At 65.5% G+C, this 15,690-nt stretch carries 10 protein-coding genes and 1 tRNA gene; 4 read left to right on the top strand and 7 right to left on the bottom strand.

Annotated elements, in window-relative coordinates; all coding sequences use genetic code 11:
- Positions 1 to 109: 109 nt before the first annotated feature.
- Both H618_RS0103870 and moaB read right to left on the bottom strand, forming a co-directional pair.
- Positions 110 to 1,297 (bottom strand): molybdopterin molybdotransferase MoeA, encoded by a 1,188-nt coding sequence (locus H618_RS0103870; protein ID WP_050577195.1) that lies wholly within the window; start codon positions 1,295 to 1,297, stop codon positions 110 to 112.
- 22 nt (positions 1,298 to 1,319) lie between these two features.
- On the bottom strand, positions 1,320 to 1,859 hold the full coding sequence (gene moaB / locus H618_RS0103875; RefSeq protein ID WP_028693817.1) for a molybdenum cofactor biosynthesis protein B: 540 nt from the start codon (positions 1,857 to 1,859) through the stop codon (positions 1,320 to 1,322).
- A 162-nt stretch (positions 1,860 to 2,021) separates the two neighbouring features.
- On the opposite strand from moaB, the gene H618_RS0103880 reads away from it, so the two are divergent.
- Both H618_RS0103880 and H618_RS0103885 read left to right on the top strand, forming a co-directional pair.
- The gene (locus H618_RS0103880) at positions 2,022 to 2,243 is read left to right on the top strand and encodes a YgdI/YgdR family lipoprotein (RefSeq protein ID WP_028693818.1); all 222 of its coding nucleotides are present in this window, start codon (positions 2,022 to 2,024) and stop codon (positions 2,241 to 2,243) included.
- Positions 2,244 to 2,324: 81 nt separating this feature from the next.
- Positions 2,325 to 2,401, top strand: a tRNA-Pro gene (locus H618_RS0103885).
- Between the two features lie 45 nt (positions 2,402 to 2,446).
- On the opposite strand, the gene H618_RS0103890 is transcribed toward H618_RS0103885, so the two are convergent.
- Positions 2,447 to 4,210 carry an ABC transporter transmembrane domain-containing protein gene (locus tag H618_RS0103890; protein ID WP_028693819.1) on the bottom strand — a complete coding sequence of 588 codons (1,764 nt, stop codon included), beginning with the start codon at positions 4,208 to 4,210 and terminating at the stop codon, positions 2,447 to 2,449.
- Between the two features lie 295 nt (positions 4,211 to 4,505).
- On the opposite strand from H618_RS0103890, the gene H618_RS0103895 reads away from it, so the two are divergent.
- Positions 4,506 to 4,685: a PA1571 family protein gene (locus H618_RS0103895; protein ID WP_028693820.1), complete on the top strand. Its 180-nt coding sequence runs from the start codon at positions 4,506 to 4,508 to the stop codon at positions 4,683 to 4,685.
- Positions 4,686 to 4,760: 75 nt separating this feature from the next.
- Here the strand turns inward: H618_RS0103895 and pdxB are convergent, their stop codons facing one another.
- The 3 genes from pdxB to rlmM are packed head-to-tail and all read right to left on the bottom strand — an operon-like array spanning position 4,761 to position 7,296.
- Positions 4,761 to 5,903, bottom strand: coding sequence for a 4-phosphoerythronate dehydrogenase PdxB (gene pdxB, locus H618_RS0103900; RefSeq protein WP_028693821.1), 1,143 nt, complete (start codon positions 5,901 to 5,903; stop codon positions 4,761 to 4,763).
- Positions 5,904 to 5,962: 59 nt separating this feature from the next.
- Positions 5,963 to 6,205 (bottom strand): sulfurtransferase TusA, encoded by a 243-nt coding sequence (gene tusA, locus H618_RS0103905; protein WP_028693822.1) that lies wholly within the window; start codon positions 6,203 to 6,205, stop codon positions 5,963 to 5,965.
- Positions 6,206 to 6,231: 26 nt separating this feature from the next.
- The gene (rlmM, locus tag H618_RS0103910) at positions 6,232 to 7,296 is read right to left on the bottom strand and encodes a 23S rRNA (cytidine(2498)-2'-O)-methyltransferase RlmM (protein ID WP_028693823.1); all 1,065 of its coding nucleotides are present in this window, start codon (positions 7,294 to 7,296) and stop codon (positions 6,232 to 6,234) included.
- A 246-nt stretch (positions 7,297 to 7,542) separates the two neighbouring features.
- Between rlmM and acnA the strand changes: the two genes are divergently transcribed.
- On the top strand, positions 7,543 to 10,293 hold the full coding sequence (gene acnA, locus H618_RS0103915; RefSeq protein WP_028693824.1) for an aconitate hydratase AcnA: 2,751 nt from the start codon (positions 7,543 to 7,545) through the stop codon (positions 10,291 to 10,293).
- A 210-nt stretch (positions 10,294 to 10,503) separates the two neighbouring features.
- On the opposite strand, the gene H618_RS0103920 is transcribed toward acnA, so the two are convergent.
- Positions 10,504 to 15,369 carry an NAD-glutamate dehydrogenase gene (locus tag H618_RS0103920; protein WP_028693825.1) on the bottom strand — a complete coding sequence of 1,622 codons (4,866 nt, stop codon included), beginning with the start codon at positions 15,367 to 15,369 and terminating at the stop codon, positions 10,504 to 10,506.
- Positions 15,370 to 15,690 lie beyond the last annotated feature (321 nt).

Here is a 15,690-nt window from a genome sequence, read left to right on the forward strand (position 1 = left end):
GCAATCTCGACACTGCGCAAGGGCAGTTTGCTGCATGGCGAAGGCGCTAGGCGTGAAAAAACCTGTGCGGGCCTTCCCGCCGGGGATTGGCAGGCGGCCGCACAGGCGATCAGTCGAGCAGCTCGCTGAAGGGTATGAAGCTCACCGCATCGCCCGGTTGCGGCGTGGTGCCTTCGCGCACCTCGACCAGACCATCGGCCCAGGCCGCACTGCGCAGTACACCAGAGCTTTGGTTCTTGTAGATCTGCACCCGACCCTGCTCGATGCGTGCGCGCAGGTACTCGCGGCGGCTGCCGGCCTTGCTCCAGGCGAACGCCGCAGGCATCTCGAAGCGCAGCGGTTCGAGCTTGCTCACCCCCAGACGACGCAACAGGTAGGGCCTGGCCAGCAAGCCGAAGGTGACCAGAGTCGAGGCCGGATTACCCGGCAGGCCGATCACTGGCACGCCGCGGAAATGGCCGAAGGTCAGCGGCTTGCCGGGCTTGATCGCCAGCTTCCACAAGGCCAGCTCGCCGGCTTCGCGCAGGGCGATGCCCAGGTAGTCGGCCTCACCCACCGACACTCCGCCGGTAGAGAGGATCAGGTCGACATCCCCCAAACCGGCCAGGCACTGGCGGGTCAGTTCCAGGTCATCGGCCAGAATACCGGCGTCGGTGACCTCACAACCCATGCGCTGCAACCAGCTCACCAGCAACTGCCGGTTGCTGTTGTAGATCTGTCCGGCGGCCAGCGGCTGGCCGGGCTCGACCAGTTCATCACCGGTAGACAACACCGCGACCCGCGCCCGGCGAATCACCGGCAGGCGACCATGGCCGAGGGTCGCCGCCAGGCCCAGCTCGATCGGCCCAAGCCGAGTACCAGCGGCCAGCACCTGATCACCCACCCGCGCCTCCTGGCCTTGCGGGCGCACGTTCTGTTCAGGCGTGAGGCTCGCCAGCAGGCGTACCGTGCCGTCGGCCAGCACTTCGACGTTTTCCTGCATCTCGACACAATCGGCGCCTGCCGGCAGCGGCGCGCCGGTGAAGATCCGCGCGCAGGTGCCCGGCTGCAGCGGCTCGGGGGCGTGGCCGGCGAAAATGCGCTGGCTGACCGCCAGCGGCTGGCCCTGCCAGTCAGCGAGGCGCAGCGCGTAGCCGTCCATGGCGCTGTTGGGCCACGGCGGCAGGTCGATGCTCGAGACCAGATCCTCAGCCAGCACCCGGCCATCGGCGTCGGCCAGAGCCACCTGCTCGACCTCGCGAATCGGCTTGGCTTCGGCCATCGCCAGCAACTGCGCGAGGGCCTCTTCCACCGGCATCAATGGCCGGTTCTGGCTCGCCTCAGCCACGGCTTTCACACGGCGCGGCCTGCTTGAGGTGCGCGACGAAATTGCATGGACGGTGACGGGCATCGAGCTGCTCGGCGAGGATGCCGTCCCAGCCGGTACGCACCGCGTTGGTCGAGCCTGGCAGGCAGCACACCAAGGTGCCGTTGGCAAGGCCGGCCAGGGCGCGTGACTGCACGGTGGAGGTGCCGATATCAGGTACGGAAATCTGCCGGAACAGCTCGCCGAAGCCATCGACCTGCTTGTCCAGCAGGCAGGCGACCGCTTCAGGGGTGCTGTCGCGACCAGTGAAACCGGTGCCGCCGGTGATCAGCACCACCTGCACGGTGTCCTCGGCGATCCAGGTGGCGACCTGGGCGCGGATCTTGTACAGGTCGTCCTTGAGCAGCACTCGCGCGGCCAGGTTGTGGCCGGCGGCGCTCAAGCGATCGACGAAGGTCTGGCCGGAGGTGTCGGTGTCCAGGGTGCGGGTGTCGCTGACCGTCAGCACGGCGATGTTCAGCGGCACGAAAGGGGTATCTGCCTTGGCTTTCATGGGGGTCCATCACAGAGGAAATGTTGCCGTGGTTATATCACAGCGGGCAGCACGAACCATTGACCTGGAAAGAACACCCCGACTGTGCTGCACTGTGCAAGGAACTTGCGCAGACCTCATGCGTCTGACGGACACCTAGCACCCTCGATGTGGAGAAACACGATGATCAAGCGGACCCTTCCCGCCTTCCTGCTTGCCCTGGGCATGGGCGCCCTTGCCGGCTGCGCATCGCCGAGCGTCATTACCCTGAACGATGGCCGCGAGATTCAGGCGGTCGACACGCCCAAGTACGATGAAGACTCCGGCTTCTACGAATTCGAGCAGCTCGACGGCAAGCGTACCCGCCTCAACAAGGATCAGATCCGCACCGTCAAGGAGCTCTGATTCCGCGCCTTTTCGTACAACAACCTTATTTACAACAAGGGCTTGCGTGCGAAAAGGCGATGCAGTAGGATTTCGTTCCATCGGAGTGTAGCGCAGCCAGGTAGCGCGTCTCGTTCGGGACGAGAAGGCCGCAGGTTCGAATCCTGTCTCTCCGACCAAATCCTTACAAGAAACCCGCCCAGTGCGGGTTTTTTGTTGTCTGCCTAAAGCTCCCGTGCGCCGAACTGCAAGGCCGCCAGCCGTGCATACAGCGGGCTTTGCTCGATCAGCTGCGCATGCGTACCCACCGCCACCACCCTTCCCTGATCCATCACCGCGATGCGCTCGGCGTGCTGCACGGTAGCCAGGCGGTGGGCGATGACCAGCGTGGTGCGCCCGGCCATCAAGGTCGGCAGCGCCTGCTGCACCAGGTATTCGCTCTGCGCATCCAGAGCGCTGGTGGCCTCGTCGAGCAGCAGAATCGGCGCATCCACCAGCAGCGCGCGGGCAATCGCCAGGCGCTGACGTTGCCCACCCGACAGCCCCACACCACCCTCGCCTATCAGCGTCTGATACCCAAGCGGCAGGCGCTCGATGAACTCATGGGCGTGGGCACTGCGCGCGGCCGCCTCGAGCTGTTCGAAACTGGCCTCGGGCCGGCCATAACGCAGGTTGGCCTCTACCGTGCCGCGAAACAGCGCAGGCTGCTGCGCGACCAGCGCGAACTGGCGGCGCAAGGTGGCGGGGTCGAGTTCGGCGATGGGCTGGCCATCGAGCAGGATGCGCCCTCGTTGCGGGTCGTAGAAGCGCAGCAGCAGGTCGAACAGGGTCGACTTGCCCGCCCCTGACGGCCCCACCAAGGCCAGGGTCTGGCCCGGTTCGATGCGCAAATCGAGCCCGTCGATGGCCGCCTGCTGTGGCCGCGACGGGTAGGCGAAATGCAGCCCTTGCAGCTCGATCAGGCCAACCGCCCTGGGCAGCTCGGCGGGCAGCGCTGGGGCGACGATGAGCGGGCGCGCCGCCAGCAGTTCAGCGATACGCTGCGCCGCACCGGCCGCCCGCTGCAACTCACCGAGCACCTCGCTCAGGGTGCCCACGGCGCTGCCGACGATCAGGCTGTAGAACACGAATGCGGCCAGATCGCCCGCCGACATGCGCCCGGCGATCACGTCCATGCCGCCGACCCACAGCATCACCCCCACCGCGCCCAGCACCAGCACGATCACCAGGGTGATCAGCCAGGCGCGCTGGCGGATGCGCAGGCGCGCCACCTCGAACGCCGCTTCCACGGTGTCTGCGAACAACGCGCGGTCGCGCGGCTGGTGGTTGTAGGCCTGTACGGTCTTGATCTGGCCCAGGGTCTCGGCCACATAGCTGCCGACATCGGCGATGCGGTCCTGGCTTTGCCGCGACAGACTGCGCGCACGCCGCCCCAGCAGCAGGATCGGCGCCAGCACCAGCGGCAGGGCCAGCACTACGATGCTGGTGAGCTTGACGTTGGTGATGAACAGCAGCACCACACCGCCGACCACCATCAAGGCATTGCGCAGGAACATCGACAGCGACGAGCCGATCACCGACTGCAGCAGCGTGGTGTCGGCGGTCAACCGCGACTGGATTTCCGAGCTGCGGTTGTCTTCGAAAAAGCCTGGGTGCAGGGTCAACAGGTGCTCGAACACCGCGCGGCGGATGTCGGCCACGCAGCGCTCACCGATCCACGACACCAGATAAAAACGGCTGAAGGTGCCGAGCGCCAGGGCCAGCACCAGCAGCAGGAACAGGCCCAGGGTGCGGTTGAGCTGCGCGGCTGAACCGGTCATGAAACCGTGATCGACCAGCAGCCGCACACCTTGGCCCATCGACAGCGTGACCAGCGCCGTGAGCACCAGCGCCAGCAACGCCAGTACAACCTGACGCCGATACGGGCGAATGAAGCGCCAGGCCAGGCCCAGGGCGCGCGGAGGAAGTGCCGAAGCAGGCTGTGACATGGTGGGGGTCGATCCGGGGCAAAGGACGTGCAGCCTACCACTGTGCCTCGGTAAACCGCTGTCGCCGACGCCGAGCTGTTTGACGGAACTCGGGCAGCCGCGGCGACGTCGCACATTCTGGTGACGATGCACAGGGTAATGGCCAGTGATGGCGCTATGCCCATTCGGTCTAATCGGCGACTAGCCATGGGCCGGCATCTCTGGTGCACTGTCGTCGTCAACCTGACCCGAAGCCGACACACCGGTGTCACGCCTTCGGCTTACCGTGAGCCAGCACCTGAAGAGGAGACAGGACATGAGCACTCAGCACAGCCACGATCAGCAAAAAACCCAGACCCCGGCTCCCCAACAGCCCTGCGGCTCGATCATCGACGCCCAAGGCCGCGAAGTGCCGATCACCGAGCAGATGATTCAACAGGCCTGCCAGGCTCTGGAGCAGAGCCGCAAGAGCGTGACGGCGGGCGTTGGGGCATGAGTCGCATCCGGCCCTTCGCGGGTAACGCCGCGAAGGGCCGGTCTGCAATGAACACCCTGCAATTTGCTTGCGCCCTCAGACCAACACCGCCCCCAAGGCGCTGACCATCTGCGCCAACTGCGGCGCCTCGCCCTGAATACGCACGTGCAAGCCTTCGATTTCGCGGCGTGGCGGGTAGTGTTTGCGCAGGCGATCGAAGGCGGCGCGCTGTTCAGCGGTGTCGCTGCTCAGGCTGCGACGAAAATCCGCGTCATCGCGGCGCGGGTCGTACACCGCGCGGCACAAGGTAGCCAACGCCCAGTCCAGCTCGGCGCTGGCAGCGAACTCAAGCTTGGCCAGCGCTACCGGCGGCAGCAGATCGGCCAGGCGCACGGTGGGCGCAATACCGCGCCATTGGCACAGCGCCTGGTAGATCTGCGCCGTGCCGCGCTGGCGGCCATCGAGGCTGTAGCCGGCAATGTGCGGGGTCGCCAGCGTGCACAGGTCGGCCAGTTGCAGGTTCACTTCAGGCTCGCCTTCCCAGACATCGAGCACGGCGTGGACATCATCACGCTCGGCAAGCAACGCCCGCAGCGCCTGGTTGTCGACGATCGGCCCGCGCGCCGCGTTGATCAGCCAACTGCCAGGGCGCAACTGTGCCAGCTCCGCAGCGCCGAGCAGGTGCCAGGTGGGGTGTTCGCCATCGCGCTGCAAGGGCGGGTGCAGGCTGATCACATCGCATTGCGCAAGAATGGTTTCCAGGCTGACGAAGTCGCCGCCTTCCTGCGCCTCACGCACCGGGTCGCACACCAGCACCCGCCAGCCCAGGCCGTGCAGCACACGCACCAGACGCCCCCCGACTTCGCCTGCGCCCACCACCCCATAGACCCGTTGCGACAGCGCTACACCTTCGAGCTCGGCAAGCGTCAGCAGGCTGCCGAGCACATAGTCGACCACGCCTCGGGCGTTGCAGCCGGGCGCGCTGCGCCAGTGGATGCCGGCTTCGGCGAGGTAGTCGAGTTGCAGGTGGTCGGTGCCGATGGTGCAGGTGCCGACGAAACGCACGCGGCTGCCTTCGAGCAGTTGCCGGTCGACGCGGGTCACCGAGCGCACCAGCAGCACGTCGGCATCCTTGACGCAGGCTGCATCGATGGCGCGCCCCGGATAGCGGCGGATTTCGCCGAGCCCTGCGAAAAAGGCATCGAGCAGGGGGATGTTTTCGTCGGCAACTATGAGCATGGCGCACTCCTTATCGGGGTGCGCAGTGTAGGCGCTCGGCGGTAAGGCTTCCAGCCGCGTCAACCGGCGTTCTTGCGTATCCAGTACAGGTAGGTGCCGGCCTGCTCCTGCTGCTCGACCAGATCATGGCCCAGGAACACGCAAAACTTGGGGATGTCGCGGCGGGTCGAAGGGTCGGTGGCGATCACCTTTAGCAGGCCGCCGGCGGCCAGGTTACGCACGTGCTGGTGCAGCATCATCACCGGCTCCGGGCAGTTCAGGCCGCTGGCGTCGAGCACCGCGTCTGGGGTCAGGTCAGTCATCTCAGGCTCCATGGCATCAATCGGGGTCAGCGTCCGGCGAGGTCGAGCCGGCGCAGGTGGCAGGTGACCTCCTCGCGGTCGTGGTAGAGCTGCTTGCAGGCAATCGACACGCGCACCTGGCGTGCCTTGAAGGTCGCCTGCATGCGCTCGAGCAGGCGGCGCACCTCTGGGTAGCGCTGTTTCATCGGCAGCTTGAGGTTGACGATGGCCTCGCGGCACAGCCCTTCGCCCAGCCAGGTTTCGATCAGCGCAGTACTGCGCGCCGGCTTCTCGACGATGTCGCAGACCATCCAGTCGACCCGCTGCTTGGGCTTCCAGGTAAAACCATCGGCCATCAGATGCTGCACCAGGCCGGTATCCATCAGGCTTTCGGCCATCGGGCCGTTGTCGATGGCGGTGACCAGCATGCCGCGCTTGACCAGCTGGTAGGTCCAGCCGCCGGGCGAGGCGCCCAGATCGACACCGGTCATGTCGTCGCCCAGGCGCGCCGGCCACTGCTCGCGAGGGATGAACTGATGCCAGGCTTCTTCCAGCTTGAGGGTCGAGCGGCTAGGCGCTTCGCGGGGGAATTTCAAGCGCGGAATGCCCATCGGCCACAGCGCCGAGTTGTCCTGCGCGGCCAGGCCGACGAACACCCGCCGGCCGCTGATGAAGGTCAGCAGCAGGCGCGGCCTGGCGGGGTCTTCGACCAGCCGCCCGGCTTTTTCCAGCGCCTTGCGCAGCGGCCCTTCGAACTTGCGGCAGAAGGTCGACAGCTCTTTGCCGTCGTTGCTGTCGAGCACCTCCAGCCACAGCCCGCCGAACACCGGCAGCTCGGCCAGGTGCGCCAGCAGCACGCTGATGCGGTCGGTTTCCGGCAGCTCGACGAACTGACCGCGGGCCCACTGGCGGGGGAAGATCAACTCGCTGAAACGCAGCTCGGCCATCAGTCGCTCACTGCCGTCGTCTTCGCTGCAGACGAATTCGGCGCAGGCGCTGTGCGGTTTGGCCTTGGCATAACCGGCCACGCCCAGGCGTGCAGCGTGCTCGCTGATCTCAGCGCAAACCTCGCCCTCGAAGCCGGGCCGGCAATGCATCAACAGGGTACTCATGTCTCACTCCACGGCGCTGGCGCAGTGCGCGCCAACCTTGCGCCAGCGCAAGGTAGCGCCGGCAAGGCGGCGAATGATAAAGGAAGATCGGAACCAGCGACACGCCCCGCCGGTCCAGAAGAGAGTCAGGCCGGGCGTGCCCCGGCCTCAAGTTTCAGCCAGGCCCGTACCGTGCGGGCCGTCATACCGAGGTGACACCGGCAACCTTCGCATGATTGCCGGGCACCGGCGCAGAAGGAGTTGGCAATGCCCTCGCTCGATAGCCTGAAGACCCTGAAGACCCTCGACGTCGCAGGTAAGACCTACCACTACTACAGCCTGCCCGACGCCGCGCGCCAGCTCGGCGACCTGCAAAAGCTGCCCATGTCGCTGAAAGTGCTGCTGGAAAACCTGCTGCGCTGGGAAGACAACGAAACCGTCAGCGCCGACGACATCAAGGCCCTGGCGCAGTGGCTGCAGGAGCGCCGCTCGGACCGCGAGATCCAGTACCGCCCGGCAAGGGTGCTGATGCAGGACTTCACTGGCGTGCCTGCGGTGGTCGACCTGGCCGCCATGCGCGCCGCCATGGCCAAGGCCGGTGGCGACCCACAGCGCATCAACCCGCTGTCGCCGGTCGACCTGGTCATCGACCACTCGGTGATGGTCGACCACTACGCAAGCGATGAGGCCTTCGAGCAGAACGTCGACATCGAGATGCAGCGCAACGGCGAACGCTATGCCTTCCTGCGCTGGGGCCAGGACGCCTTCGACAACTTCAGCGTCGTGCCGCCGGGCACTGGCATCTGCCACCAGGTCAACCTGGAATACCTCGGCCGCACCGTGTGGACCCGCGAAGAAGACGGCCGCACCTACGCCTTCCCCGACACCCTGGTCGGCACCGATTCGCACACCACCATGATCAACGGCCTGGGCGTGCTGGGCTGGGGCGTGGGCGGCATCGAGGCGGAAGCGGCCATGCTTGGCCAGCCGGTGTCGATGCTGATTCCTGAAGTGATCGGCTTCAAGCTCACCGGCAAACTGCGCGAAGGCATCACCGCCACCGACCTGGTGCTGACCGTGACGCAGATGCTGCGCAAGAAAGGTGTGGTCGGCAAATTCGTCGAATTCTATGGCGACGGCCTGGCGCAGTTGCCCTTGGCCGACCGCGCCACCCTGGCCAACATGGCCCCGGAATACGGCGCCACCTGCGGCTTCTTCCCAGTCGATGAAGTCACCCTGGATTACCTGCGCCTGTCGGGCCGCCCGGATGCAACCGTGCAGTTGGTCGAGCAGTACTGCAAGGCCCAGGGCCTGTGGCGCGAGCCCGGCCAGGAGCCGCTGTTCAGCGACAGCCTGGCGCTGGACATGAACGAGGTCGGCGCCAGCCTGGCCGGGCCAAAGCGCCCGCAGGACCGCGTGGCCCTGGAAGATGTCAGCAAGACCTTCGACGGTTTCATGGAGCTGCAACCCAAGGCCGCCGGCAAGGAAGTCGGCCGCCTGGAAAGTGAAGGCGGCGGTGGCGTTGCAGTGGGTAACGCTGACCAGGCCGGCACTTACCCCGACGAAGACGACAGCGCCTCGCCCGCCCTGCGCGACGGCGCGGTGGTGATCGCCGCGATCACCTCGTGCACCAACACCTCTAACCCCAGCGTGATGATGGCCGCCGGCCTGCTGGCGAAGAACGCCGTCGAGCGTGGCCTTCAACGCAAGCCGTGGGTCAAGAGCTCGCTGGCCCCAGGCTCCAAGGTGGTCACCGAGTACTTCGAAGCCGCAGGCCTGACCCCCTACCTCGACCAACTGGGCTTCGACCTGGTCGGCTACGGCTGCACCACCTGCATCGGCAACTCCGGCCCGCTCAACGAAGACATCGAGTCGGCCATCACCAGCAATGACCTGACCGTCGCCTCGGTGCTTTCCGGCAACCGCAACTTCGAAGGGCGCGTGCACCCGCTGGTCAAGACCAACTGGCTGGCCTCGCCGCCCCTGGTGGTGGCCTACGCCCTGGCCGGCAGCGTGCGCACCGACCTGTCACGCGATGCCCTGGGCACCGACAAACACGGCCAGCCGGTGTACCTCAAGGACATCTGGCCAAGCCAACAAGAGGTCGCCGATGCCGTGGCCAAGGTCAGCACGGCGATGTTCCACAAGGAATACGCCGAAGTGTTCAAGGGCGACGCACAGTGGCAAGCCATCGAAGTGCCCAAGGCGGCCACCTACGTATGGCAGGACGATTCAACCTACATCCAGCACCCACCGTTCTTCGACGACATCGGCGGCCCGCTGCCGAAGATCGAAGACGTGCACGGCGCCAACATTCTCGCCCTGCTCGGCGACTCGGTGACCACCGACCACATCTCCCCGGCCGGCAACATCAAAGCTGATAGCCCGGCAGGCCGCTACCTGCGGGAAAAAGGCGTCGAGCCGCGTGACTTCAACTCCTACGGCTCGCGCCGCGGCAACCACGAAGTGATGATGCGCGGCACCTTCGCCAACATCCGTATCCGCAACGAAATGCTTGGCGGCGAGGAAGGCGGCAACACCATCCACGTCCCCAGCGGCGAGCGGCTGTCGATCTACGATGCCGCCATGCGCTACCAGCAGGCCGGCACCCCGCTGGTGGTGATCGCCGGCCAGGAATACGGCACCGGTTCCAGCCGCGACTGGGCCGCCAAAGGCACCAACCTGCTGGGTGTGAAAGCGGTGCTGGCCGAGAGCTTCGAGCGCATTCACCGCTCCAACCTGGTGGGCATGGGCGTGCTGCCATTGCAGTTCCGCGCTGGCGCCGATCGCAAGAGCCTGGGCCTGACCGGCCACGAGCGCATCGACATCCTCGGCCTGACCGACGCACAGATCCGCCCGGCCATGCCGCTGACCCTGCGCATCACCCGGGAGGATGGCAACAGCGAAGAGCTTGAGGTGTTGTGCCGGATCGATACCTTGAATGAGGTGGAGTACTTCAAGGCGGGAGGGATTCTGCATTACGTGTTGCGGCAGTTGATCGCTCAGTCGGCGCACTGATGCACTGAACAGGGGGCGTGGGGGGCCTGTAAAAGTTGCACCTCCTGCCCTTTTTGCGCTCGCCAACAGCCTCGCGACTGTGTGGGGCACTCAAGAGAAAGGGCCGCTTTGCGGCCCTTCGCAGCTAAAGCTGAGAAGGGTCGCGCAGCGACCCCAGTGCATTGAGGATGGCCGGCATCACTGCCGGCCACCTTTCACTTCACCCAGCGCTCAGGACGGCACCACCACCGCCTGCCCGCTCAGCGCCAGGTCGACCAGCTCGCGGTTGGCCACCGCGTACATCGCGTAGTCGTGCCCGGTGGCGTTGCGCAGGTCGTCGAGCATCGCGCGCCAGCGTTCGGCCATGACGCGATGCTGTTCGATCCACAGCGCCACGCGGGCGTCCATGTCCTGCGGGGCATCGGCCATTTGCAGCACCGAGATGGTGATCGCGCGCTGTTGCAGGTCGATGTCGTCACGGAAGGCTTCGCGGGCCAGCGCCTGCCAGTTGTTTTCCACCGGCAGGTTGCTGATTTCCTGCAAGTACCAGGTCAGGTCCAGGGCGCTGCCCACGGCGAAGAACGCCTTGGCCACTTGGGCAGGATCGTGGCCGGTGACGTCCGAGGCCTCGATGATCGGCAGCAGGGTGTACAGGTGCGTGGTGCCAGCCACCATGCGCGCCAGCAGCTCCGGTACACCGGCCTCGACGAAGCTCTGGTAGCGCACCTGCCAGCGTTCGCGGGTCGGCCCTTCCAGCAGTTCGTCGAGTTTCAGGCCCAGCTGGGCGATCTTCGGCCCGAAGTGGGCGGTGTCGCGCCCGGCGTCCTGCTCGTTGCGGCGGCTGCGCAGGAACCAGCGGGTGGCACGCCGGCCCAGGCGCATCAGCTCGTCCATCAGGGTCAGTTGGATGTCTGCCGGCACCTGGTAGTCGAGCGCTTCGATCTGGCGGAACCAGTGCGGCAGGTGGAAGATGTCGCGCACGATGACATAGGCGCCGGCTACGTTGGCCGCGCTCATGCCGGTGGACTCCTTCAAGCGCTGAACGAAGGTGATGCCCATATTGTTGACCAGATCGTTGGCGATCTGCGTGCTGACGATCTCGCGCTTGAGGCGATGGCGACGCATCGACTCAGCGAACTTGCTCACCAGCGACGGTGGGAACGCGGTTTCCATGTCGCGGGTCAGGTAGTCGTCATCCGGCACCTGGGACTTGAGCAGTTGCTCCTTGAGGTCGATCTTGCTGTAGGAAATCAGCACCGACAGCTCGGCGCGGGTCAGACCCTGGCCTGCGGCCAGACGCTCGGCCAGTTGTTCCTCGGAGGGCAGGAACTCGATGGCGCGATCGAGCTTGCCGCGCGACTCCAGATCAGCCATCAGGCGCTTGTATTCGGCGATCCGCTCGCGGGCGCGGCGGGCGGCCAGCGACAGCGCCTGGGTCTGCTTGTAGTTGTTGCCCAGCACCAGGTGGCCGACTTCGTCGGTCATGCTGCCCAGTAGCTGGTTACGCTGCTTCTCGGTCATGTCGCCACCCTGCACCACTTCGTTGAGCAGGATCTTGATGTTGACCTCGTGGTCGGAGCAGTCGACGCCACCGGCGTTGTCGATGAAGTCGGTGTTGGTGGCGCCGCCATTGAGGCCGTACTCGACCCGGCCCAGCTGGGTCATGCCGAGGTTGCCGCCCTCGCCCACCACCTTGCAGCGCAGCTCGTCGCCGTTGACGCGCAGCGCGTCGTTGGCCTTGTCACCGACGTCGGCGTGGCTTTCACTGCTGGCCTTGACGTAGGTGCCGATGCCGCCGTTCCACAGCAGGTCGACCGGCGCCTTGAGCAGCGCGTTGAGCAGCTCGGTCGGGGTCAGGCGGTCTGCGGTGATGGCGAAGCGCTCTTTCATCTGCGGGCTGATGGCGATGCTCTTGGCGCTGCGCGGGAAGATCCCGCCGCCTTCGGACATCAGGCTGGCGTCGTAGTCGGTCCAGGCCGAGCGCGGCAGCTCGAACAGGCGCTTGCGCTCGGCGAAGCTGCTGGCCGGCTCGGGATTGGGGTCGATGAAAATGTGCAGGTGGTTGAACGCGGCCACCAGTTGCAGCTTGTCGGACATCAGCAGGCCGTTGCCGAACACGTCGCCCGCCATGTCGCCGACGCCGATGACGGTGATCGGGTCTTCCTGCACGTTGATGCCGCGCTCGCGGAAGTGGCGCTGTACGCCGACCCAGGCGCCACGGGCGGTGATGCCCATTTTCTTGTGGTCGTAACCGGCCGAGCCACCTGAGGCGAAGGCATCGCCGAGCCAGAAGCCGTAGTCGATGGCGATGCCGTTGGCGATGTCGGAGAAGGTCGCGGTGCCTTTGTCGGCCGCCACCACCAGGTACGGGTCGTCCTCATCGTGACGCACCACGTTGGCCGGAGGCACCACGCCGCCATCCTTGAGGTTGTCGGTGATGTCGAGCAGGCCGCTGATGAAGATGCGGTAGCAGGCGATACCCTCGGCGGCGATGTCGTCACGGCTGCCGCCCAGCGGCAGACGGCGTGGCAGGAAGCCACCTTTGGCACCGACCGGCACGATCACCGAGTTCTTCACCTGCTGCGCCTTGACCAGGCCCAGCACCTCGGTGCGGAAGTCTTCCTCGCGGTCGGACCAGCGCAGGCCACCCCGGGCCACGTTGCCAAAGCGCAGGTGCACGCCTTCGACGCGCGGCGAGTAGACGAAGATTTCGAACTTCGGCACCGGCTTGGGCAGCTCGGGGATCAGCTTGGGGTTGAACTTGAAGCTGAAGTACGACTTGGCCAGGCCATCGGCGTCCGGCTGGTAGAAGTTGGTGCGCAGGGTGGCTTTGATCAGGTCGAGGTAGCGGCGCAGGATGCGGTCTTCGTTGAGCACCTGCACGTCATCGAGGGCACTGAGAATCGCCTGTTCCAGACGCTGCTGCTTGTCGTCCAGATCATCCTGGGTAAGCTTGCGCGCCAGGTAGAAGCGGGTCTTGAACAGGCGCGTCAGTTCGCGGGCGATATCGGTGTGGTTGTTCAGGGTCGCGGCGATATAGCCCAGGTCGAAGCCCAGGCGAATCTGCTTGAGGTAGCGGGCGTAGGCCCGCAGCAGCGCCACGTCGCGCCACGGCAGGCCGGCGGTCAGCACCAGGCGGTTGAAGGCATCGTTCTCGGCGTCGCCACCCACGATGTGGATGAAGGCGTCCTGCAGCACGTCGTTGAGCTGCTGGATGTCCAGGTCCAGGCCTTCGCTGTAGGTGAAGGCAAAATCATGAATCCAGAACTCGCGGCCATTGGTGTGGCGCAGGCGGTACGGGAACTCACCGAGCACGCGCAGGCCAAGGTTTTCCAGAATCGGCAGCACGTCGGACAGCGCCAGAGGCGTGTCGGCGTGGTACAGCTTGCAGTGCAGGGTGCGCTCGCCGATCTGCGTGAGCGGCTGGTAGAAACTCATCGCCAGCGGACGTTTGTCGTTCAGCGCCACCACGTGTTGCAGGTCGACCACCGCCGAGTGCGGGGCGAAACGCTCGCGGTAACCGGCCGGGAAGCCTTTGGGGAAGTCGGCGAGGATGTTGGTGCCCTGGGCTTCGCCGAAGTTCTCCACCACCAGCGCGGAGTAGTCGTCGTTCCACGAGCGGCAGGCCTGGATCACTTCCTTTTCCAGCTGCTGCGGGTCGATGTCGATGCGGTTCTTAGGATCGACGCGCAGAATCAGCTGCACACGGGCCAGCACCGATTCGGAGAAGAACGTCCAGAACTCGCAGTCGCTGGCCTTGAGGCGCTCCATCAGCACCTGCTGGATCTTCTGCCGCACTTCGGTGGAGTAGATTTCCCGCGGCACGTAGGCCAGGCAGTAGCAGAAGCGCCCGTACGGGTCTTTGCGCAGGAACACGCGAATCTTGTTGCGCTCCTGGATCTGCACGATCGACATGACGGTGTTGAACAGCTCGTCGATCGGCGTCTGGAACAGATCATCGCGCGGCAGCACTTCCAGTACCTGGGTCAGTTCCTTGCCCAGGTGCGCCTTGGCGTCGAAGCCTGAGCGGCGTTCGATTTCCGCGACCTTGACCCGCAGGTAGGGAATGGCATGCACGTTCTCGCCATACACCGACGAGGTGTACAGGCCCATGAAACGGCATTCCTTGATGACCTTGCCGTCGGCGTCGAGCTGGCGGATCGACACGTAGTCGGGGTACGCCGGGCGGTGCACGCGGCTGGGCAGCGCGGCCTTGGCGAACGACAGCAGCAGCGGCTCGTTGAGGTAGGCGGCGGCGTAGTCTTCGATGCGCAGCTCTTGCTCGCTCAGGCCCACGCGCAGCAGCGACGGCAGGCCGAGGAAGGACTGCTCGTCGTAGTTGATGCGCCCGCCTTCGCTGTCGCTGGTGACGGTGAATTCTTCATAGCCGAGGAAAGTGAAGTGGTTGTCCAGCAGCCACTCGAGAAACGCTGCGACCTCGCCTTTCTCGTGCTGCGCCGGGGCATAGGGGCTCTGCTCGACCAGCGCCACGACCTCACGCAGACGCGCCTTCATCGGCTCGAAATCGGCCACCGCCACGCGCACTTCGGCCAGCACCTGGTCGATCTCGCGGGCCAGCACGGTCAGCTCGTTGGCATTGGCGCAGCGGTCGATCTCCAGGTACATCAGCGATTCATGCTGCACGCCCTCGCCCTGGCTGCCTTTGGGCAGCAGTTCGAGCAGTTCGCCCTTGGCCCCGCGGCGCACGCTGAGCACGGTGGTCTGCAAGGTGTGGATGCTGTAGCCGCGGCGGTTCAGTTCGGTTCGCACCGAGTCGACCAGAAACGGCAGGTCGTGGTGCAGCACCTCGACCACGCTGTGGGTCGACTGCCAGCCGTTGCGTTCGTAATCGGGGTTGTACACCCGCACTTGCGGGTGCTCGGGGTCGAAGCGCTCGACGATGCGCCAGGCTGAAAGGGTGCAGCCGACCAGGTCGGAGAGGCGGCGTTGGGTGAGTTCGTCCAGAGAGATGATGCCGAAGAACTGGTCAGCGAACAGCGCCACTTGTGGCAGGGCTTGTTCGCTGATGTGCTGGGCCAGGGCCGATCGCAGTTGCTGCTGGAAATCGGCCTTGCTGGCTGCGGTGAAAAACGCCATCTGTGGTACTCCGCGTGGGCTCTTAATCGTGGGAACGCTATGCGCGTGTGCGCCCCGTACGGATCAACCATAGCCAACCCGTGCAGCGGGACGGACAAAAACCAGGCGTTGGCCGTGCCGGGCACGGTCAGCGTGTGATGGGCATCTGCAAAAGCGCCTGCGTTGCGGCGCTGGGCCTTTACGGGTGTCCATCGACTGCGCAGCTTAACGACTGGCATGACCTCACGGCTTGCAGCGCTGCGACATATTCGGTCAAGGTGAGGCAATATGCCGCACGGTTGGGCATTTCCCGGCTGGCAAAATTCCCTTCATTTGTAGCGA

It is taken from the genome of Pseudomonas cremoricolorata DSM 17059 = NBRC 16634 (assembly GCF_000425745.1).
Lineage (GTDB): Bacteria > Pseudomonadota > Gammaproteobacteria > Pseudomonadales > Pseudomonadaceae > Aquipseudomonas > Aquipseudomonas cremoricolorata.